The following is an 18566-nucleotide window of genomic DNA, read 5'->3' on the forward strand; positions in this document are numbered from 1 at the left end:
CCGACTGAGCTAAGGCAGCGGTGCCTTTCGGCGGTGGCGAGTCTAGCGCCTCAACCCCCAGTATGCGAAAACGGCTCCCTGAACGCGTCCCCGAGACTTGCCACCATGGCGTCGACCGCCCACTGCGGTTTGACGTTGACGGTGATCGCCTCGCGACACTCGAGCACCGCTTCGATGCACTTCAGAAGGCCTTCCGGGGTGGTTCGCGAGGCCAGGTCCGCGGCTCGATCAGCCATGTCCGGATGGTTCGCGGCCGCGGTCGACTTCCATGCGACGGCGAGCGCGTCGCGGTAGAGGCCGGCCAGATCGACCAGTGCGCGATCGAGCGCATCACGCCCCGTGCGGGTGGCTCGCGACTTCTGCCGCTTCTCGAGATCCTTCAGTACCCCGGCCGAGCCACGAAGGGCTCCTGCCGCACCCTTGCCGGTGCCGCCCCCACCCAGCGCAGTGCGCAACTCCTCGGTCTCCTGCTCGTCCCGAGCAGCGCTCATCTCCTTGGCCTCGGCGTCCGCGGACCGCACCAGATCCTCCGCTGCGGCGAATGCGGTTGCCGGTCGCAGTGCCGCGACGGCGAGGTCCAGAGCGTCCTTGCGACGCACCTTGGCGTTCAGATCCGTCGCAAGTCGCCTGGCCCGTCCGACGTGTCCGCCGCTGATCGAGGCCGCCAATTGTGCGTCGGCGGGATCGAGACCATCCCGCTCACGGAGCACCGTCGCGATGGAATCGGCCGACGGCGTCACGAGATGGATGTGCCGGCAGCGCGATCGCAACGTCACCGAGATGTCCTGCGGGTCGACCGAGGGCGCACACAACAGGAAGACGGTGCGGTCCGGCGGCTCCTCGACCACCTTCAGAAGAGCGTTGGCCGCGCCCTCGGTGAGCCGGTCCGCGTCCTCGACGACGACGATCTGCCAGCGTCCGGTACTCGGCCGGCGGGAGGCGGTCTGGACGATGGCACGCATTTCCTTGACGCTGATGCTCAGGCCTTCGGGGACGACCTGCCGGACGTCGCCGTGCGTGCCGGCCATCGCTGTGGTGCAGGCATGGCATACGCCGCAGCCGGGAGTGCCGTCACTCGTGCACTGCAGGGCAGCGGCGAAACACAGTGCGGCCACCGACCTACCCGATCCGGGCGGGCCCGTGAACAGCCACGAATGCGTCATCGCGGAGCCCATCGCACCGACTCCACGACGGGCCGCGGTGGCCGCGGCCGTCAGTTCGGTCTCGACGTCCGCCTGGCCCACCAACCGGTCGAATACCGTCACGGCGCCAGCCTAACCGGCTCGTGCGACATCCCGGCCGGCCCGCGGTACCGGCTCACGCCTTCTTGTCCGCAGCCTTCTTCGCGGCCGCCTTCTTGGCGGGCGCCTTCTTCGCAGCGGTCTTCTTCGCCGCCTTCTTGGCAGGCGCCTTCTTCGCGGCGGCCTTCTTCTTCACCGGGCCACGGGCACGACGATCCGCGAGCAGTTCCGAGGCGCGGGCGTCGGTGATGGACTCCACCTCGTCGCCCTTGCGGAGGCTGGCGTTGGTTTCGCCGTCCGTCACGTACGGCCCGAATCGGCCGTCCTTGATCACCATCGGCTTCTCGCTGACCGAGTCGACACCCAGCTCACGCAACGGCGGGGTGGCGGCGGCTTGGCGTCCGCGCCGCTTGGGCTCCGCATAGATCTTCAGGGCCTCGTCGAGGGTCACCGTGAACATCTGGTCCTCGGTGGCGAGGGACCGCGAATCCGTTCCCTTCTTCAGGTACGGGCCGTAGCGTCCGTTCTGCGCGGTGATCTCTTCCTTGGACTCCGGATCGACACCCACCACGCGGGGCAGCGACAGCAGCTTGAGCGCGTCGTCGAGGGTCACCGTGGCCAGGTCCATCGATTTGAGCAGCGAACCCGTCCGCGGCTTGGGACCGGCGGCCTTCTTCGCTGCCTTCTTCGCCGGCGCCTTCTTGGCGGCCGTCTTCGTCTTGGTCGTACCGTCGGCCGATTCGTCGGTCACCGGCACCACGGCCGGTTCGGGCTCCGGTTCCGGCTCGGGCAGGATCTCGGTGACGTACGGGCCGAAGCGGCCCTCCTTCGCGACGATCTCGTGGCCGGTCAGTGGGTCGACGCCCAGCTTGCGCCCCTCCTGCGGCGTCGAGAACAGCTTGTCCGCATACTCGGGCGTCAGCTCGTCCGGCGGGAGGTCGTCGGGCAGGTTGGCCCGCTGCGAGATGAGGTCGCCCTCGGGGTCGTCTGGGTTCTGGACCATCCGCTCGAGGTACGGACCGAATCGTCCGACGCGGACGTGGACCTCCCGGCCCTCGGCGTCGTCGAACAGCCGGATCGAGTTGACCTCGCGGGCGTCGATCTCCTCGAGATTGACGCCGACCATCTTCTTCAGCCCACCCTCACGGGCAACCGACCCCTCGGCTCCGTGATCGCCGCCGAAGTAGAAGCTGCTGAGCCAATTGCCCCGCTGTTCCCGGCCACCGGCGATCGCGTCGAGATCGTCCTCCATGCCGGCGGTGAAGTCGAAGTCGACCAACCGTCCGAAGTGCATCTCGAGCAGCCCGATGACGGCGAACGCCACCCAGGACGGGACGAGGGCGCTGCCGCGCTTGTAGACGTATCCGCGATCGAGGATGGTCTTGATGATCGACGAGTACGTGGACGGACGGCCGATGCCCAGCTCTTCGAGGGTCTTGATCAGGCTCGCCTCGGTGTAGCGGGCAGGCGGGTTGGTGGTGTGACCGTCGGGATCGAGCTTCGTGGCGGTGACCGCCTGGCCCTCGACGAGCACCGGCAGCCGCGACTCGGCGTCGTCCGACTGACCGCCGGCCTCTTCGTCGACGCTCTCGACGTACGCCTTCAGGAATCCGGCGAACGTGATCGTTCGACCCGAGGAGGAGAACGTGCACTCCTCGCCGGTGCCCGCGGTCCCGGTGATCCGCAGGGTCAGCGTCGTGCCCCGTGCATCGGCCATCTGCGACGCCACGGTGCGCTGCCAGATCAGCTCGTACAGACGGAACTCGTCGGTGTCGAGGCGGGAATGCAGCTGACCGGGCGTCTGGAACACGTCGCCGGCGGGGCGGATGGCCTCGTGTGCCTCCTGCGCGTTCTTGACCTTGCGCGTGTACTGGCGCGGCGTGTCGTGAACGTACTCGGCGCCGTACAACTCCGTGGCCTGCGCGCGGGCGGCGGCGATCGCCGACGACGACAACGTCGTCGAGTCGGTACGCATGTAAGTGATGTAGCCGTTCTCGTACAGTCGCTGCGCGATCCGCATGGTCCGCTCGGACGTGAACCGGAGCTTGCGGCCCGCCTCCTGCTGCAGCGTCGACGTCATGAACGGCGCGTAGGGCTTGCGGGTGTACGGCTTGCTCTCCGCGGACGAGACCGTGAGATCGACGCCGGCGAGGGACTCGGCCAGGCGCCGCGCACGAGCCTCGTCGAGAACCGTGACGGTGCCGGTCTTCAGCTGACCGTCCGAACCGAAGTCGCGGCCCGTAGCCACTCGCGAGCCGTCGACGTTGACCAGACGCGCGCCGAAACTGCGGGGGCTGGCGTCGGCGCCGGCGTCCAGGGTGGCCGAGATGTCCCAGTAGGACGCCGAGCGGAACGCCATCCGCTCGCGCTCACGCTGGACGATGACCCGGGTGGCGACGGACTGCACGCGGCCAGCCGACAACCTCGGCATGACCTTCTTCCACAGCACCGGGCTCACTTCGTAGCCGTACAGACGGTCGAGGATGCGGCGGGTCTCCTGTGCGTCGACCAGGTCGTTGTCGAGTTCGCGGGTGTCCTCGGCCGCGGCACGGATGGCCGGCTCGGTGATCTCGTGGAAGACCATACGGCGAACCGGGATCTTCGGCTTGAGCGTCTCGAGGAGGTGCCAGGCGATCGCCTCGCCCTCGCGGTCGGGGTCGGTGGCGAGGAAGAGTTCGTCGGCGTCTTTGAGCAGGCTCTTCAGCTCCGTGACCTTGGACTTCTTCTCCGGGCTGACCACGTAGAGAGGTTCGAAATCCTGGTCGACGTTGACACCGAGCCGCGCCCAGGGCTCACCCTTGTACTTGGCCGGCACATCGGCGGCACCGCGCGGAAGGTCGCGGATGTGACCCACCGACGCCTCGACGACATAGTTCTTTCCGAGGTACGGGGCGATCTTGCGGGCCTTGGTCGGCGACTCGACGATCACGAGGCGGCGAGGCTGGCCGGACGCTCCCGCCGCACCCTGTGCACTGCCGTTGTCCCCTTTAGCCACCTGAAGCCCGAGCCTTCCTGAAGTCGATCGCTGCCACTCGACAGTTGTGCAGACAAACCCTTTTATACCCGGTTCGCCTATTACTAGAGTGACATACCCGGAACCCATCCTCGCAGATCAGTACCGTCTACGCGGCTCTACACGTGGGGCCAACCGGTACGGTCGTCCACATTTCCGGGAGCCTCGCCGATGCTCTCGACGAGTCTGCCGAGCCTACGCCGACCCGAGATCCGGAGTCCCGGACCGGACCCCCGAGTACCGATGAGAGTCGGCGCGATACCGGCCCGCATCAACGCCTGAGCCAACGGCGCGTGGGTATCCGGGGCATGCGGATCGAGTCCGAGGACGAACCGCTCGCCCTCCGCTTCCCCCCGCCCGGACGCGAGCGCCCACACCCTCAGTTGCCGCCCCGACGGCACCCACCCCGGGGGCACCGCCTTGACCGCTCCCCTCGTCCACTGGTCCGCGAGAGGCCGCAAATCGACCACGGACGCGGTCCGAACCAGCGGGCTGCCCTCGTCGCTGCGCGTGATCTCGACCTCGAGTCCGGCCTGCGCGATCAACTCCGCGATCGCCTCCGCACGCCACTGCGCGTCCACCACGATCGAGATGCGCGCACGTCCCGCCGACGTGACCACCTGACCCGTCGCTGCGAGAAGGCCACACAGGTCGGTGACTGCCGGGGGCATCGCCTCCGCGGAAAAGAAGGACAGTTGGCTCATCGAAGTACCCCCTTGGACACGGCACCGTTGCCGTGAAAACGATTCGTCCCCCACCGCCTCAGGCGATGGGGGACGAATCAGACGCGGCCACGAGGACCCCGCCTATCTGATTTACATGTTCACGAATGTGAACGGCAGAATCAGACTGCGCGAACGCCGGTAGCCTGGGGCCCCTTGGTACCCTGGCCGACCTCGAACTCCACGCGCTGGTTCTCCTCGAGGGTGCGGAAGCCGCTGCCCTGGATCTCGGAGTAGTGAACGAAGACGTCAGCGGAGCCGTCTTCGGGTGCGATGAAGCCGAAGCCCTTTTCCGCGTTGAACCACTTCACAGTGCCCTGTGCCATGCTTTTCCTTCTCTTTCTAACCACCGGATTCGGCGGACAGCACATACAGTCCACCGGGCCGGTTCCGACCGCTGTACTTCTTGATTTCCCCCTCAGGAAAAGCAGAGCACCGCGTTCGCAACATCGATCCTGCGAGCGTTCACTCTTTCAAGCCTACGAACACAGAAGCTGCGACCAGTTGTAGTCAACCATGAACTCCGCGTACGCAACAGTCGAAATCCTAACAATTCACACAAAAAGTTGATCTTGTAGCGAACAGCCCCGAAACAGCGGAATCGCCAGGTGATGGCCGTACCCCGGGCGACAACGCCGAAGGGGCACTCGTTATCATCAAATGCGCAGGTCGTGGCGGTGTGGAAGCTACTCGCCCGTCCCCTACGACAGCCCGGAGAGTTCAGTGAGTACACCGTTTTCACCACGGCACGACAGTGGAAATACGGGCGAAACATACGGTCGAGCGCTCCTGAACCGGGTCCTCGAGGGTGTTCCCCGAGACGAAAACCCGCTCACTTTCGCCGCGGAAATGCCGGCCCGGACTTCTTCCGTCTCCGAATGGCCCGCGTGGGCGCATCCCAGCGTCGTCCGGGCCATGCAGGAGAACGGGATCCCGCGCCCGTGGACCCATCAGGCCGTCGCCGCCGACCTGGCCCACGGCGGGACGAACGTCGTGGTGTCGACGGGCACCGCCTCGGGCAAGTCGCTGGCCTACCAGCTTCCGGTACTCACCACTCTGGCAACGGATCCGCGGGCGACCGCCCTCTACCTCTCCCCGACCAAGGCGCTCGGTGCTGACCAGCTGCGGTCCGTGACGTCGCTCATCGACTCGGATGTCCTCGACGCCGGCGACGATCTGCGCGGCGCGTGCCCGTGCCTCTTCGACGGCGACACCCCGCTCGAGGTGCGGCACTGGGCCCGGGAGAACTCGCGGTGGCTCTTCACGAACCCCGACATGCTGCACATCTCCCTCCTGCGCACCCATCAGCGGTGGGCGCACTTCTTCCGCAATCTGGCGTTCGTCGTGATCGACGAATGCCACTCCTATCGTGGCGTCTTCGGCTCGAATGTCGCGCTCGTACTGCGTCGGCTCCGGCGCATCGCCGCACGGTACGGCGCCGATCCCGTCTTCATCCTCGCGTCCGCCACCACTGCGGATCCGGGAGCGGCGGCGTCGCGGCTGATCGGGGCACCCTGCACCGAGGTCGTGGAAGACGGTTCCCCACACGGCCCCCGCACGGTCGCACTGTGGGAACCCCCGCTCATGCGGGAGGTGACCGGGGAGAACGGAAGCCCCGTCCGACGGCCTGCCGGTTCGGAAGCCGCCCGCATCATGGCGGATCTGATGGTCGAAGGGGCCCGCACCCTCACCTTCGTGCGCTCCCGCCGGGGCGCGGAGTTGACCGCGATGGCGACCAAACGCCTACTCGGGGAGATCGATCCCGAACTGTCGTCGCGGGTCGCGTCGTATCGTGCCGGTTACCTCGCCGAGGATCGCCGTGAGCTGGAAACGGCACTCGCCGACGGCACCCTGCTGGGGGCGGCGACGACGAACGCGCTGGAACTCGGCGTCGACATCGCCGGACTCGACGCCGTGGTGGTCGCAGGCTTCCCCGGGACGGTGGCGTCGTTCTGGCAGCAGGGAGGCCGATCCGGCCGACGAGGAGAAGGGTCCCTGGTGGTCCTCGTCGCGCGCGACGACCCCCTCGACACCTACCTCGTCCACCACCCGTCCGCACTACTCGACAAACCCGTCGAGGCGACCGTCACCGACCCGAGCAACCCGTACGTCCTCGGCCCGCAGTTACTCTGCGCCGCAATGGAACTACCGCTGTCCGACGCCGAGGCGGAGGCCTTCGGAGCACTCGACGTTCTCGCGAAACTCGCGGAGCAGGGCCTCATCCGACGACGCGCGCACGGCTGGTTCGTCACCGCCGGGACAAATCCTCATAGCGCACTGGATATCCGCGGCGGAATCGGCACCCAGGTGGCGATTGTGGTGTCCGAATCCGGACGAATGCTCGGGACCGTCGACACCGGACGGGCCCCGGCCACCGCGCATCCCGGCGCCGTGCACATCCACCAGGGCGAGTCGTACGTCGTCGATGAACTCGACCTCGACCAAGGTCTCGCCCTGGTGCACGCGGAAGACCCGGAGTGGACGACATCCGCCCGCGAAACCACCGAGATCACCGTTACGTCGGTGCTCGAGCAGAAGCAGTTCGGCGAGGTCGAGGTCGCGCTCGTCGAGGTCGAGGTGACCCACCAGGTGATCGGATACCTGCGACGCCTGTCTTCGGGCGAGGTTCTCGACGCAGTGGAACTGGACATGCCGAAACACACCCTCCCCACCCGCGCCGTGATGTACACCGTCACCCCGGAACTGCTGGAGCAGGCGGGTGTCGCGGCCGAACGCGTGCCGGGTTCGCTCCACGCCGCCGAGCATGCCGCGATCGGGCTCCTTCCCCTCGTCGCCACGTGCGATCGGGGCGACATCGGCGGCGTCTCGACGGCGTTGCACGCCGATACCGGACTCCCCACCGTCTTCGTCTACGACGGTCACGCCGGCGGAGCCGGATTCGCCGACCGCGGTCACGCCGAACTCTCCCGGTGGCTCGGCGCGACCCGTCAGGCCATCGAATCGTGCGAATGCACGTCCGGTTGCCCGTCCTGCGTGTACTCGCCGAAGTGCGGGAACGGCAACGACCCCCTCGACAAGGACGGGGCGATCCGTGTCCTGACGGCTGTGCTGGATTCGCTCGGGTGAGGGCCGCGGCTGAGACGCTCAGCGCAAATAGAGCCTGACCTTGTCGATCACATCCCGCAGCAGGTGAATCTCCTCGGCAGACGGCGGGGCGGTGACGGTGAGGTCGTCGGCCACCCTCAGCTCCCAGCCGGTCTGCGCCCGCACGTCGTCGACGGAGACACCCTCGTGCACGCTGACCAATTCGAGCTCGTCGAACGGGCCCTGCCGAGACAGGACCCCGAGGTTCGTGAACACCCTCGTCACCCCTCTACCCCGCGGCATGATTCCGTTGCCGGACTCTCGGGCCCGGACCGGACTCGGCGACGTGCAGAAGTCGAGTTCCGCCGGGAAGGCGCTCGGGTCGTGCCGGCGCATCACCACGAAGATCTCGCCGGCGTTGGGCATGATCTCCACTGCGCCACCGGCGCCGGGCAACCGGACCGTCGGCTTGTCCCACTCCCCGATGATGCTCGTGTTCAGGCTGCCGTACCTGTCGATCTGAGCCGCGCCGAGGAATCCGACGTCGACGTTGCCGCCCTGCAGCACGTAACCGAACAACGCCGACATCGACACCACCGACTCCGCGCCCGACACCACGACCGAGTCCGCGATCCCCTCGGCCATCGCGGCGGGGTGGGCGCCGCACACGCCCGACTCGTAGATCAATTCGACGTCCGGGTTGCTGGTCCGCTTGGCGAGATCGACGGCGAGTGTCGGCAGGCCGACACCGGCGAAGACACGCCCCTTTCCGGCGAGTTCGCGGGCGGCGACGGACACGATGACCTCCGTCGCCGAGATCGCTCCGGCTGATGCTGTCGTCATTTCCTGCTCCCGTAATCGACCGGTTCGGACAATCGAGGCGCGACGGCGAGGTCGTCCCAGTAGTTGCCGCCGAGTTTGTCGAGGTATTCGTCATGATTCGCGGTGCCGTGGACCCATTCCTTGAGCCAGGCCTGCAGCAATCCGGAGTCCTTGCTGATCGCGGTCCATCGCCGGTAGAAAGCGCAGTCACGGTCGTAATAGCCCTGCACGTAGGACGGATGAGCCCCACGAGGGCACACGACGACGGCGTCGACCGCGTGGGACGGGATCAACGTGCGGTTGGGGTCGGAGCGAACGACGTCGTCGTCGACGATCTCCTCGACCACCACGATCGCCTTCTTCGCGGCGTACACCGCCTCCTGCTGGACGCCGGATATGCCCCAGATCTGCACGTTGCCATGACGGTCGGCCCGCTGCGCGTGGACGATGGTGACGTCCGGATTCAGCGGGGGTACCACATACACCGTGCCGTCCCCGTAGGGATCGTCGACGAGGCGGATCCGGGGGTTGAGCCGCGGAAGGTCGCTGCCTGCGTAGGACCGCAGCGGAAAGAACGGAAGGCCGGCGGCGCCCGCCTGATAACGGCAGACCATCCCGTAGTGGCTGTACTCCTCCACCTCGAGCGCCACCGGGTCGTGGTGCTCGATCCGGCGCCTCAGTTCGTGTAACGAGCCGGCCGAACCGCTGGCGAAGAACGAGGCCACGAGCTTGGTCACGCAGCCGGCGGCGACGAGTTGATCCGACACGATGTCCGGCGTCATCCGGCACAGCGTGAGATTCTGCCGCCCCTGCCGGATGATCTCGTGCGCGGCTGCGAACGAGATGAGATGCGAGAAGCCCTCGAGGCACACGGTCATGCCGTCTTCCACATACATCCCGACGGCGTCCGCCATGCTGACCACTTTGCTCATCGTCGTGCCCTTTCGGCCCGGATTACACTCACCGCACTCACTGGTGTTGACAGCTCTGTTGCTCGGACTGCAATAGTTCTGTCGTGGAGATTTCTCAGATCACTGCCTTTCTCGCGGTCGCCGAGGAGTTGCACTTCGGACGGGCCGCCCAGCGCCTGCACTCGGCGCAGCCCCCGCTGAGCAGAACGATCCGGCAATTGGAAAAGCAGCTCGGGGCAACCCTTTTCGAGAGGAATACGCGGAACGTCCGACTCACGCCCGCCGGCGAGGCCTTGCTCGGTCCGGCCCGCGAGATTCTGGATGCCTGCCGGCTCGCGGAGATCGCCGTGGCCGCCGCCGGGCGCGGGCAGGTCGGCCGAGTGCGCATCGGATTCGCCGGAGTGTCGTCCCACCTCCTCATCGGACGTTGGGCCAAGCTTGTCCGGCACACCCACCCTGGAATCGAATTCGTCTTGGACAGTTCCGCTTTCGCGAGCGAAGCGCTGAACAAACTCCTCGACGGCACCCTGGACATCGGCTTGGTCCGGTGGATCTTCACACCCCCGGGCATCGCGTCCCGCGTCATCCTCAACGAGGACTTCGTGGTGGCGTTGCCTGCCGACCACCCGCTCGCGGCCAGGGACGACATCCGCATCGAGGAGCTGGCGAGCGAGCCCTGGGTGACGCTGCCCGCCGATCCCGGATCGGCACTGCGCGACTCCCTGCAGAGGGCAGCCCACGATGCCGGTTTCACGCCGCGGATCGTGCAGAGCGCGCCGGACTCGATGGCGCTGATGGCGCTGGTGTCGGCGGAGGTCGGCTGCGCGCTGACCGTCTCCTCCGTCGCCGAGAACGTGAACAACCCGGACGTGGTGTTCCTGCCCCTGACCGGAGGTCCGAGCACCCTGCAACTGCGGATCGCCTGGCGTGCGGACGATGACAGCGCCGCGCTGCGGGAGGTCCTCAGATTGTCCGAGGAGGCGTTGCCCACCCCGGAATGACATTCGCTGGTCAGGTGTGGGCTGTCGCACGCGCCTGCCCTTCGCTCGGGGCGTCGCCCACCTCGTCGTCCTGGTCGGTGTCGAATCGCAGTTCGTCCGCGTCGGACTGCTCGGCGGTCGACAACCGTCGCGCGTCGAATCCGGTCCGATTCAGCAACAACAGCGTGCAGATCAGGGAGACCGCCGCATACCCGGCCGAGACGAAGGCGACACCGACGATGTTTCCGGACGAATTGAGCATCCACTGCGCCAGCACCGGGGTGCCGCCGCCGACCACCAGCGAACACAGCTGGTACGCGAGCGAGAGGCCGGTGTAGCGGATGTTGGCCGGGAAGGCACGGGCGAGCACACCGGCGATGGCGCCGTAGAACATCGAGTGCGGAATGGTGGCGAGACACATGGCGACCACGGCGATCGTGAAGTTTTCGGTGCGGATCGCGAAGAACATCGCCGGCATCAGGACGAACTCGGGAATAACCATGATGCACATGGCCTTCCGCATGTCTATCCGCGACACGAGGACGGCGCCGAACGGCTGGACGATGAACTGGACCACGAGGGCGATCGCGATGGCGCCGAGGAACGTGCCTCTGTCGTAGCCGAGCTCACTCGTGGCCCACGACAACGCGAAGGTGTTCTTGAAGTACGTCACCTGTGCCAGGGGAAGTGCGCCCGCGCCGAGGAGAACGAGGACCCAGTGCTTGCGCAGCACCTCGCCGATCGGCAGTGCCACGGTCTTCTTCTGCTTCAGTACGGTCTTCATGGCGTCCGACTCTTCGAGCTTGAGACGGATGATCATGCCGACGATCACCAGCGCCGCGGAGATCAGGAACGGGATACGCCACCCGTAGAGCACGAAGTCGGGGGTGGGCATGGCGGAGAGCAGGAAGAACGCCATCGTGGCCAGCAGATTCCCGGCGGGCGATCCTTGCTGGGCGAAGGCCGAGTACAGAATCCCCTTCCCCTTGGGCGCGTTCTCGCTGGCGATCAGCACCGCACCGCCCCACTCGCCGCCGACCGCCACGCCCTGGACGACGCGGAGGAAGACCAGTCCGGCCGGTGCCCACACCCCGATCTGCGCGTAGGAGGGCAGGAGGCCGATACCTACGGTGGCGGTGCCCATCATCATGAGGGTGATGACGAGGGTCGTCTTCCGGCCGATCTTGTCTCCGAGGTGCCCGAAGACGATGCCGCCGATCGGGCGGGCGAGGAACCCGGCCCACAGAGTGACGAAAGCGAGCAGAGTGCCCATTCCCGCCGGCAGCGTGTCGGAGAAGAACACCTGACCGAAGACCAGGGCCGACGCCGTGCCGTAGATGTAGAAGTCGTACCACTCGATGGTGGTGCCGATGAACGAGGCGATGCCCGCTCTCCGCGCCTTCGCCTCGGCGTCGGTCCGCTTCGGTGGTGCCGTGGTCATGTAGTGCCCTCTCTCGCCAAAGGGGAGCGATTTCGACGGAAACCGGCTCGCTCCAGTGAGACTCGCATCACAAGATCCATGCCGTCCAATACTTCCTGAGTGGGTAATTGATACGGATCTGGTCATAATTCCGGGAAACCATTCCCAGGCTGCGGTGATGCGGCCACCGGCCCTCCGCCCCGGGCCTCACTCCACGGGACCTGCCCGCGCGACCGCCCGGGCATCCCGCACACCGAGCGACGACAGGAGCACCGGGGCGGTGACCGTGACCTCGACATCCCAACTCTCGACCGCGCAGGACACCAGTCGGGTGTGCATTCGGCCCGCGATCTCCTGGGCCGCAGCGCACGCCGCGGCGGTGCCACGGTCGAGCCCGACCGCGGCGGCGAGAGCAGCCAGATCCGCCGCCGACTGCGCGCGATGCCGCACGGACACCGCGGAGCCGATGTGGACCAGCATCGCCGTGACCACCACCAGCGCCGCGAGCGCACAACATGCCAGCACCGTCGCAGCACCGCGCTCGTCGGACATCCCCGACCTCACCGCCCACCCCCACTCCACCCCGGCACCGTCGGCTCCAGGGCGGCCACCGCTTCCGCGGAGATGTTCACGAGAGGAAGGAGAGGGCTGTGCACCCGCACGGTGGCGACGACGAACTCCCCCTCGGTCCGGATCTCCACATCGGCGCCGCCGGGGGCAACCTTCGCCGCCGTGGAGACCGCCGACTCGCGATCTCCACGCGCGGCGAGCCGAGCGGCCTCACGAGCCGAATCGACACACCGGACGTGCAAGGTGGCCGCGGTGATCGCGCCGACACACAGCACGATCACCGCCACGATCGACGCGATCGCAATCGCCGCCTCCACGGTGACGCCGCCGGCCTCGGACCGGCGCAGGTCCCTGGCGGAACTCATCACACCGCGGTGTTCAACGCTTTGTCGATGATGTTCGTGAGGGCCGTGACGATGCTGTCGCCGGTGACGACCGAATACAGCACGGCCCCGAATGCCGCGGCCGCGATGGTGCCGATGGCGTATTCGGCGGTCGACATGCCGTCCTCGTCCACCGCGAGCAGCGTCACGCGGTTGGTCAGTTCCCGAATTCCCGCCAAGGCCCGGATTCCGTGCTTCATGATGTTCCCCCTTCTCAAGTGCCGGAGCAGCGGTTCTGCGCCGGAAGTGTCGACTTGTCACAACAGCCCGCCGTCGAGCACGCGCGAGGCCAGCCCGACCACGACCGGGATGATCCCCAGACAGATGAACGCGGGCAGGAAGCACAGCCCGAGCGGACCGCTGATGAGCACGCCCGCTCGTTCGGCCGACGCCGCCGCGAGGTGCTCGACCTGGATGCGACCGTCGGCGGCGAGTTCCGTCATGGAGCCCGCGAGCGACGAACCCGAACGGGCCGAGCGGCGCGCCATGCGGGCGAGCGATTCGGTGGCCGGGTCCGACGCGGCCGCCTCCCACGCGGTCGGGGCGTCCGCTCCCAGCGACAGCAGGTCCGCGGCGCGGCGGAGTGATTCCGACAGCGGCGCCGGTGCCGATGGCGACACCGCCAGCGCCGCGGTCGCCACCGGAAGTCCCGCGCGCAGACAGGCCGCCAGCAGATCGAACGTGGCCGCGACGGCGAGCGGGTCTGCGCGGCCCGTGCCGTCGTCCACCACGGTTCCGGTATCACCCGGGACCGCGTAGCTATCGCGCAACCGCTGCGCCGGCGATCGCGGTCCGGGAAGGACGAGCACGGCGCAGGCGAGAAGGAGTACCGCACACCAGATCATCCGGTCACGCGTCCGGTGATCCGGTCGGTCCACAACAGTCCCGCACACACCAGACCTGCCCCGAGGAGCAGCAGGATTCCGCCCAGCCCGCCGCCGAACAGCACGTCCAGCGGGGACGCACCCATCATCTGCCCGAGTCCGACACCGAGGAGCGGCAGCCCGGCCAGAACCGTCGCGGTCGCCCTCGCGCCGGCCAGCGCCGCCTCGGTTCGCTGGCGGAAGCGACTGCGTCCCAGCAGGTCCGCGCGGGCTGCCTCGAGCAGTTCGGCCAGCGCGAGACCGTGCGCCTCGGCGACCGCCCAGATGTCGGCGATCCGCCCCAGCTCGGTGCCGACCCGGGAGTCCGCGATCCGGAACCCCTCGGCCGCCGATCCTCCGAGGCGTGAGCGCGCCGACGCGGCGCGGAACGCCGCCGACACACTGCCCGCCGATTCGTCGGCCGCCGTCTCGCATGCCGCGGCCGGGTGGGCGCCGACGCGGAGTTCCGCCGTCACCACCTCGAGACTCGCGAGGACGACCCGCAACTCGGCGTCCTTGGCGCGCCCCGTACTGCGCTGCGACACCCTGAATCTCGCTGTCGCGCAGACGATCACGGCGGCGGCAACAGCGTACGGTCCGCCCACGCCGTAGACCACCGGGATGCCGGCGAGCGCCGCCGGAACCGCCCACTGCACGCGTAACCGCCTGCGCCCTCCGTCGCTGCCCGTGATCGCGAGCAACCGAGGCCGCGACCTCGACGACGGCACCGCCAGCACCGCGCAGGCGAGCACCACCAGAGCTGCGATCACGACGGTCCCCCCTCCTCCGCGTCCACCGGTCCACGCCGAGTGCACAACTCGCGGAGTCGGTCCACCGCCGGACCCGCACCCGAGTCCGAACTCCAGGCGGGAACGATGGTGACGTGCCCGTGCGCGTCGCGCGTGACGACGCCGATCTGCGTCAGCCGCCGCGAGCCTCCCGAGGACCGGTGGACGTGCAGGATCACCTGCACCGCCGCGGCCAGCTGACTGTGCAGCGCCGCCCGATCCATTCCGCCCAGCGCCGCAAGCGCTTCGAGCCTGGCCGGGACCTCCTCCGGTGAATTGGCGTGCACCGTTCCGGCCCCGCCGTCGTGACCCGTGTTGAGCGCCGTCAGCAGGTCGACCACCTCGGCGCCCCGCACCTCACCCACGACGATCCGGTCGGGGCGCATCCGCAGGGATTGACGGACGAGGTCCCGGACGGTCACCTCACCCACGCCCTCGACGTTGGGGGCCCGGGCCACCAGCCGGACCACGTGCGGGTGCGTCGGCGCCAACTCGGCGGCATCCTCCACGCACACGATCCGTTCCGCGGGATCGACCGCCCCGAGCAGTGCGGCCAGCAGCGTGGTCTTGCCCGCGCCGGTGCCCCCGGTGACCAGGAAGGCGAGCCGTGCGTGCACGATCGACGCCAGCAGTTCGTGGGCGGCCTCGGTGACGGCACCGCCCGCGACGAGCGCCCCGAGCCCCTGGGTGGCCGGGCGCAGCACTCGCAGCGACAGACAGGTGCCACCTTGAGCCACCGGAGCGAGAACCGCGTGCAGCCGCACTCCGAACGAACCGTTTCCGACGCCCCGCAGCCTTCCGTCGACCCACGGTTGTGCGTCGTCGAGGCGGCGTCCCGCGGACAACGCGAGGCGTTGCGCGAGGCGGCGCACCGCGGCCTCGTCGGCGAATCGGACAGCGGTGCGCTCGAGCCCACGGCCCCGATCGACCCACACTTGATCGGGCGCGGTGACGAGTACGTCCGCGACACCGGATTCGGTCAGCAACGACTCGAGGGGGCCCGCACCGGTGAGTTCGGTCATGAGCACCCGCAGCGCACCCAGCAGGTCCGTGTCGCCGAGCACGCCACCCGACTCCGTGCGGATGGCCGCCGCGACCGTCGCCGGCGTCGGTTCGCCCGACGTCTGCGTGAGACGTTCGCGGACCCGGTCGAGAAGATCGGGCGTGACGAGCGAACTCATGCCGCCCACTCCCGCGACCGCGGCCTGTTGCCGAGCGTGTCGAGGACGGCGTCGGCCGCGGCCCCCAGCGGCGACCGCCGACCCGGCCTCAGCCCACCGTGTTCGAGCATTCCGGTGAGTGTGCGCTCCGCCCGCATCGACGCGATCAGCGGCAGGTCGAGTACTGCCGCGACATCGACGCCGCGGAGTCCGCCCGGCGCCGGTCCGCGAACCACCAATCCCTGGTTGGGGTTTCGCTCGGTGATCCACTGCGACACCTTGCCCGCGGCGATGCAGGCGCGGACGGTGGCGGGCACGAGGAGAACCACCAGATCCGCGATGTCGACGATTGTTTCCGTAACAGGTCCGGGAAATCGCGACACGTCGCACACGACCAGATCGCCGGCGTGGCGGCCCGCGTCGGCGACCGCACGCACCGCGGCCGCCGTGGGGCCCGCGCCGCCGGTGCCCTTCCTGCTGCAGGCGAGAACCCGCACGTGCTCGCCGTGCGCGGGGAGTGCATCCCTGAGCGCGCCGGAAGAGATTCGGCCGCCCTCGATCGACAGACCCGACCACCGCAGTCCGGGCGCGTCTTCGATTCCCAGCAGGACGTCGAGGCCGGAACCCCAGGCGTCGGTCTCGACCAGCAGCGTGGACTGCGGTCGTGACGCGCCGGCGAGTGCCGTCGCGGCCGCCAGTGTGGACGTTCCCGCACCGCCGCATCCGCCCACGACCGCGAGGACGGTGCCGTCCGCGTCGGGCCGCTGGGGTTGCTCTCCGAGAACGGCGACGAGCGCCGACTCGTCGTCGGGCACCGCCAGCACGTGCTCCGCTCCGACAGCGGTGGCGATTCGCCACTCGTCGATGCCGGGCGGTCCGTCGCACAGCAGGACCACCCCGCGTCGGCGGGGAAGCCGGTTGCGGCACGCCGCGGCCGCCCGGGCGTCGAGTACGACGATCGGGGCGGTGCCCCATACGGGCCGGGCGCCGGCGACGTCGACTTCGTCGACCGCTCGGTCTGCCGCCGCGGCCACGCGCCTGATGCTGTGCAGCAGCGCCGGATCGTCGACCAGAACCAGCACTTCGCCCCCGCCTTCTGCGTCCATGCAGTGAGCGTGCCTGCCGCGGAGGTCCGCTGGACGCGCCCGGCACGATCTGTGGACAACTTCTGGGCTGTGGATAGAAACTGGTACGGACGCACCAATTCGCGAACAGTGAGGATCGCGGCGCAAATAACCTGCCGCACACAGAGGACGACCCTCGCCAGGGGGGGAGGAGGCGAGGGTCGTCAGTGTTCAGCCCCGGGGGGTCGGGCTGAACATCGTCCGGATCAAATCCGGACATCAGCAATACTACACCTCCCCAGATCAGTATTTGCAAGTTCAACTGTTCAAGGGTTTTACCGTGTCGAGGGCACCGGAAACTGCGCACCCGCGCCCTTCGCTCGAACACCCGCCCAGGGCCGAAGTCCGCATATCCTTGGGAATTGTGACCGCGAAGCCACAGAGAAGTGCCAAGACAGGTCGACACACCGAGACGGGTCGGGTTGCCGCATTCTTCGACCTCGACAAGACGATCATCGCGAAATCCAGCACGCTCGCCTTCAGCAAACCGTTCTTCGACCAGGGGCTGATCAACCGGCGATCGGTCCTCAAGAGCAGCTACGCGCAATTCCTCTTCCTGCTGTCGGGCGCCGACCACGATCAGATGGAGCGGATGCGCGCCTACCTCACGAGCATGTGCGCGGGCTGGAACGTGGAACAGGTGCGATCGGTAGTCGCCGAGACTCTCCACGACATCGTGGACCCCCTGGTGTTCGCCGAGGCGGCAGATCTCATCGCGGACCACAAGCTGCGGGGTCATGACGTCATCGTGGTCTCCGCGTCGGGCGAGGAGGTGGTGTCGCCGATCGCCGACGCGCTGGGGGCGACGCACAGCACCGCCACCCGGATGGCGGTCGCGGACGGGCTGTACACGGGCGAGGTGGAGTTCTACTGCTACGGCGAGGGCAAAGTGGAAGCGATACAGGAAATCGCCGACGAATACCACTACGACCTGTCCGCATGCTACGCCTACTCCGATTCGGTGACCGACCTCCCCATGCTGACGGCTGTCGGACACCCGACGGCGGTCAATCCGGACCGCGCCCTCCGGAAGGCGGCAGCCGGAAACGGTTGGCCCATATTGACTTTCTCGAATCCGGTGTCCCTCCGGGCCCGCCTCCAGTCGCCGTCCGCCGCCACCGTGGCAACCACGGCGGCGGTGAGCGTCGGGGCGCTGGTCGCGGGCGCTTTCACTTATGGAGTGTTGCGCCGCAAGCGCTGAATGCCGCAACCCGCGACACGGTCACAAACCGAATTTGATACTTGCTGTGAGGGGGGTCACGGGGTACAAAGGAGTTACGGAAGAACGGAAGGCCAAGGTCGACCCAGAAGAGAAGGATCGATCTCCCGACCAGGATTCCCAGCACGGGCACTAGGTACCCACGCGAAGCATAAGCCACTATAAGGGCAGAAGCGTTGTGGGCCTGCGAGACTCGAGTCTTCACCGGCAAGGACCCTGCACAGGTTGCAAGGACGACCCGACGATATTCGGACTCTCGCCGAGGCCACCCACACAACCCACCTTTGCACGCTTGGTAACCGGTT

Annotated in this window: 17 protein-coding genes and 1 tRNA gene (1 of these 18 only partly in view); 3 read left to right on the top strand and 15 right to left on the bottom strand. The window is 67.9% G+C overall.

Annotated elements, in window-relative coordinates; genetic code table 11:
* The 5 genes from H0B43_RS14955 to H0B43_RS14975 form a co-directional block, all read right to left on the bottom strand.
* Positions 1–19 (bottom strand) — tRNA-Thr (locus H0B43_RS14955) (it extends 54 nt beyond the left edge of the window).
* A 31-nt stretch (positions 20–50) separates the two neighbouring features.
* A complete protein-coding gene (locus H0B43_RS14960; protein WP_185727209.1) occupies positions 51–1265 on the bottom strand; it encodes a DNA polymerase III subunit delta' in 1215 nt (404 codons plus the stop codon).
* Positions 1266–1317: 52 nt separating this feature from the next.
* Positions 1318–4236, bottom strand: a complete 2919-nt coding sequence (gene topA, locus H0B43_RS14965) for a type I DNA topoisomerase (RefSeq protein WP_185727208.1) — start codon at positions 4234–4236, stop codon at positions 1318–1320.
* A gap of 137 nt (positions 4237–4373) precedes the next feature.
* Positions 4374–4958, bottom strand: coding sequence for a hypothetical protein (locus H0B43_RS14970; protein WP_073368736.1), 585 nt, complete (start codon positions 4956–4958; stop codon positions 4374–4376).
* A gap of 140 nt (positions 4959–5098) precedes the next feature.
* A complete protein-coding gene (locus tag H0B43_RS14975; RefSeq protein ID WP_005248460.1) occupies positions 5099–5302 on the bottom strand; it encodes a cold-shock protein in 204 nt (67 codons plus the stop codon).
* A gap of 397 nt (positions 5303–5699) precedes the next feature.
* On the opposite strand from H0B43_RS14975, the gene H0B43_RS14980 reads away from it, so the two are divergent.
* Positions 5700–8063 (top strand): DEAD/DEAH box helicase, encoded by a 2364-nt coding sequence (locus H0B43_RS14980; protein ID WP_185727207.1) that lies wholly within the window; start codon positions 5700–5702, stop codon positions 8061–8063.
* Positions 8064–8081: 18 nt separating this feature from the next.
* On the opposite strand, the gene H0B43_RS14985 is transcribed toward H0B43_RS14980, so the two are convergent.
* Together H0B43_RS14985 and H0B43_RS14990 are read right to left on the bottom strand one after the other, a co-directional pair.
* Positions 8082–8864 carry a CoA-transferase subunit beta gene (locus H0B43_RS14985; protein ID WP_185727206.1) on the bottom strand — a complete coding sequence of 261 codons (783 nt, stop codon included), beginning with the start codon at positions 8862–8864 and terminating at the stop codon, positions 8082–8084.
* On the bottom strand, positions 8861–9775 hold the full coding sequence (locus tag H0B43_RS14990) for a CoA transferase subunit A (protein ID WP_185727205.1): 915 nt from the start codon (positions 9773–9775) through the stop codon (positions 8861–8863). Before H0B43_RS14990 ends, H0B43_RS14985 begins: the two co-directional genes overlap by 4 nt.
* 83 nt (positions 9776–9858) lie before the next feature.
* On the opposite strand from H0B43_RS14990, the gene H0B43_RS14995 reads away from it, so the two are divergent.
* A complete protein-coding gene (locus H0B43_RS14995) occupies positions 9859–10755 on the top strand; it encodes a LysR family transcriptional regulator (RefSeq protein WP_185727204.1) in 897 nt (298 codons plus the stop codon).
* Positions 10756–10765: 10 nt separating this feature from the next.
* Here H0B43_RS14995 and H0B43_RS15000 read toward each other — a convergent pair whose 3' ends face one another.
* From H0B43_RS15000 to ssd, 8 genes are all read right to left on the bottom strand, one after another.
* A complete protein-coding gene (locus H0B43_RS15000) occupies positions 10766–12175 on the bottom strand; it encodes an MFS transporter (RefSeq protein ID WP_185727203.1) in 1410 nt (469 codons plus the stop codon).
* 186 nt (positions 12176–12361) lie between these two features.
* The gene (locus tag H0B43_RS15005; protein WP_185727202.1) at positions 12362–12718 is read right to left on the bottom strand and encodes an Rv3654c family TadE-like protein; all 357 of its coding nucleotides are present in this window, start codon (positions 12716–12718) and stop codon (positions 12362–12364) included.
* On the bottom strand, positions 12715–13089 hold the full coding sequence (locus H0B43_RS15010) for a TadE family type IV pilus minor pilin (RefSeq protein ID WP_185727201.1): 375 nt from the start codon (positions 13087–13089) through the stop codon (positions 12715–12717). The genes H0B43_RS15005 and H0B43_RS15010 overlap by 4 nt, the downstream gene beginning before the upstream one ends.
* Positions 13089–13307, bottom strand: coding sequence for a DUF4244 domain-containing protein (locus H0B43_RS15015; RefSeq protein WP_185727200.1), 219 nt, complete (start codon positions 13305–13307; stop codon positions 13089–13091). Before H0B43_RS15015 ends, H0B43_RS15010 begins: the two co-directional genes overlap by 1 nt.
* A gap of 57 nt (positions 13308–13364) precedes the next feature.
* Entirely contained in the window at positions 13365–13952 is a 588-nt protein-coding gene (locus H0B43_RS15020) for a type II secretion system F family protein (protein ID WP_185727199.1), read from the bottom strand.
* Positions 13949–14740, bottom strand: coding sequence for a type II secretion system F family protein (locus tag H0B43_RS15025; protein WP_185727198.1), 792 nt, complete (start codon positions 14738–14740; stop codon positions 13949–13951). The genes H0B43_RS15020 and H0B43_RS15025 overlap by 4 nt, the downstream gene beginning before the upstream one ends.
* A complete protein-coding gene (locus H0B43_RS15030; RefSeq protein ID WP_185727197.1) occupies positions 14737–15939 on the bottom strand; it encodes a TadA family conjugal transfer-associated ATPase in 1203 nt (400 codons plus the stop codon). The genes H0B43_RS15025 and H0B43_RS15030 overlap by 4 nt, the downstream gene beginning before the upstream one ends.
* Positions 15936–17024: a septum site-determining protein Ssd gene (ssd, locus tag H0B43_RS15035; RefSeq protein ID WP_185727196.1), complete on the bottom strand. Its 1089-nt coding sequence runs from the start codon at positions 17022–17024 to the stop codon at positions 15936–15938. Before ssd ends, H0B43_RS15030 begins: the two co-directional genes overlap by 4 nt.
* A gap of 382 nt (positions 17025–17406) precedes the next feature.
* On the opposite strand from ssd, the gene H0B43_RS15040 reads away from it, so the two are divergent.
* Positions 17407–18243 (top strand): HAD-IB family hydrolase, encoded by an 837-nt coding sequence (locus tag H0B43_RS15040; protein ID WP_185727195.1) that lies wholly within the window; start codon positions 17407–17409, stop codon positions 18241–18243.
* Positions 18244–18566: the final 323 nt, after the last annotated feature.

The sequence above is a fragment of the Rhodococcus sp. 4CII genome, assembly GCF_014256275.1.
GTDB classification, from domain to species: Bacteria; Actinomycetota; Actinomycetes; order Mycobacteriales; family Mycobacteriaceae; genus Rhodococcus_F; species Rhodococcus_F wratislaviensis_A.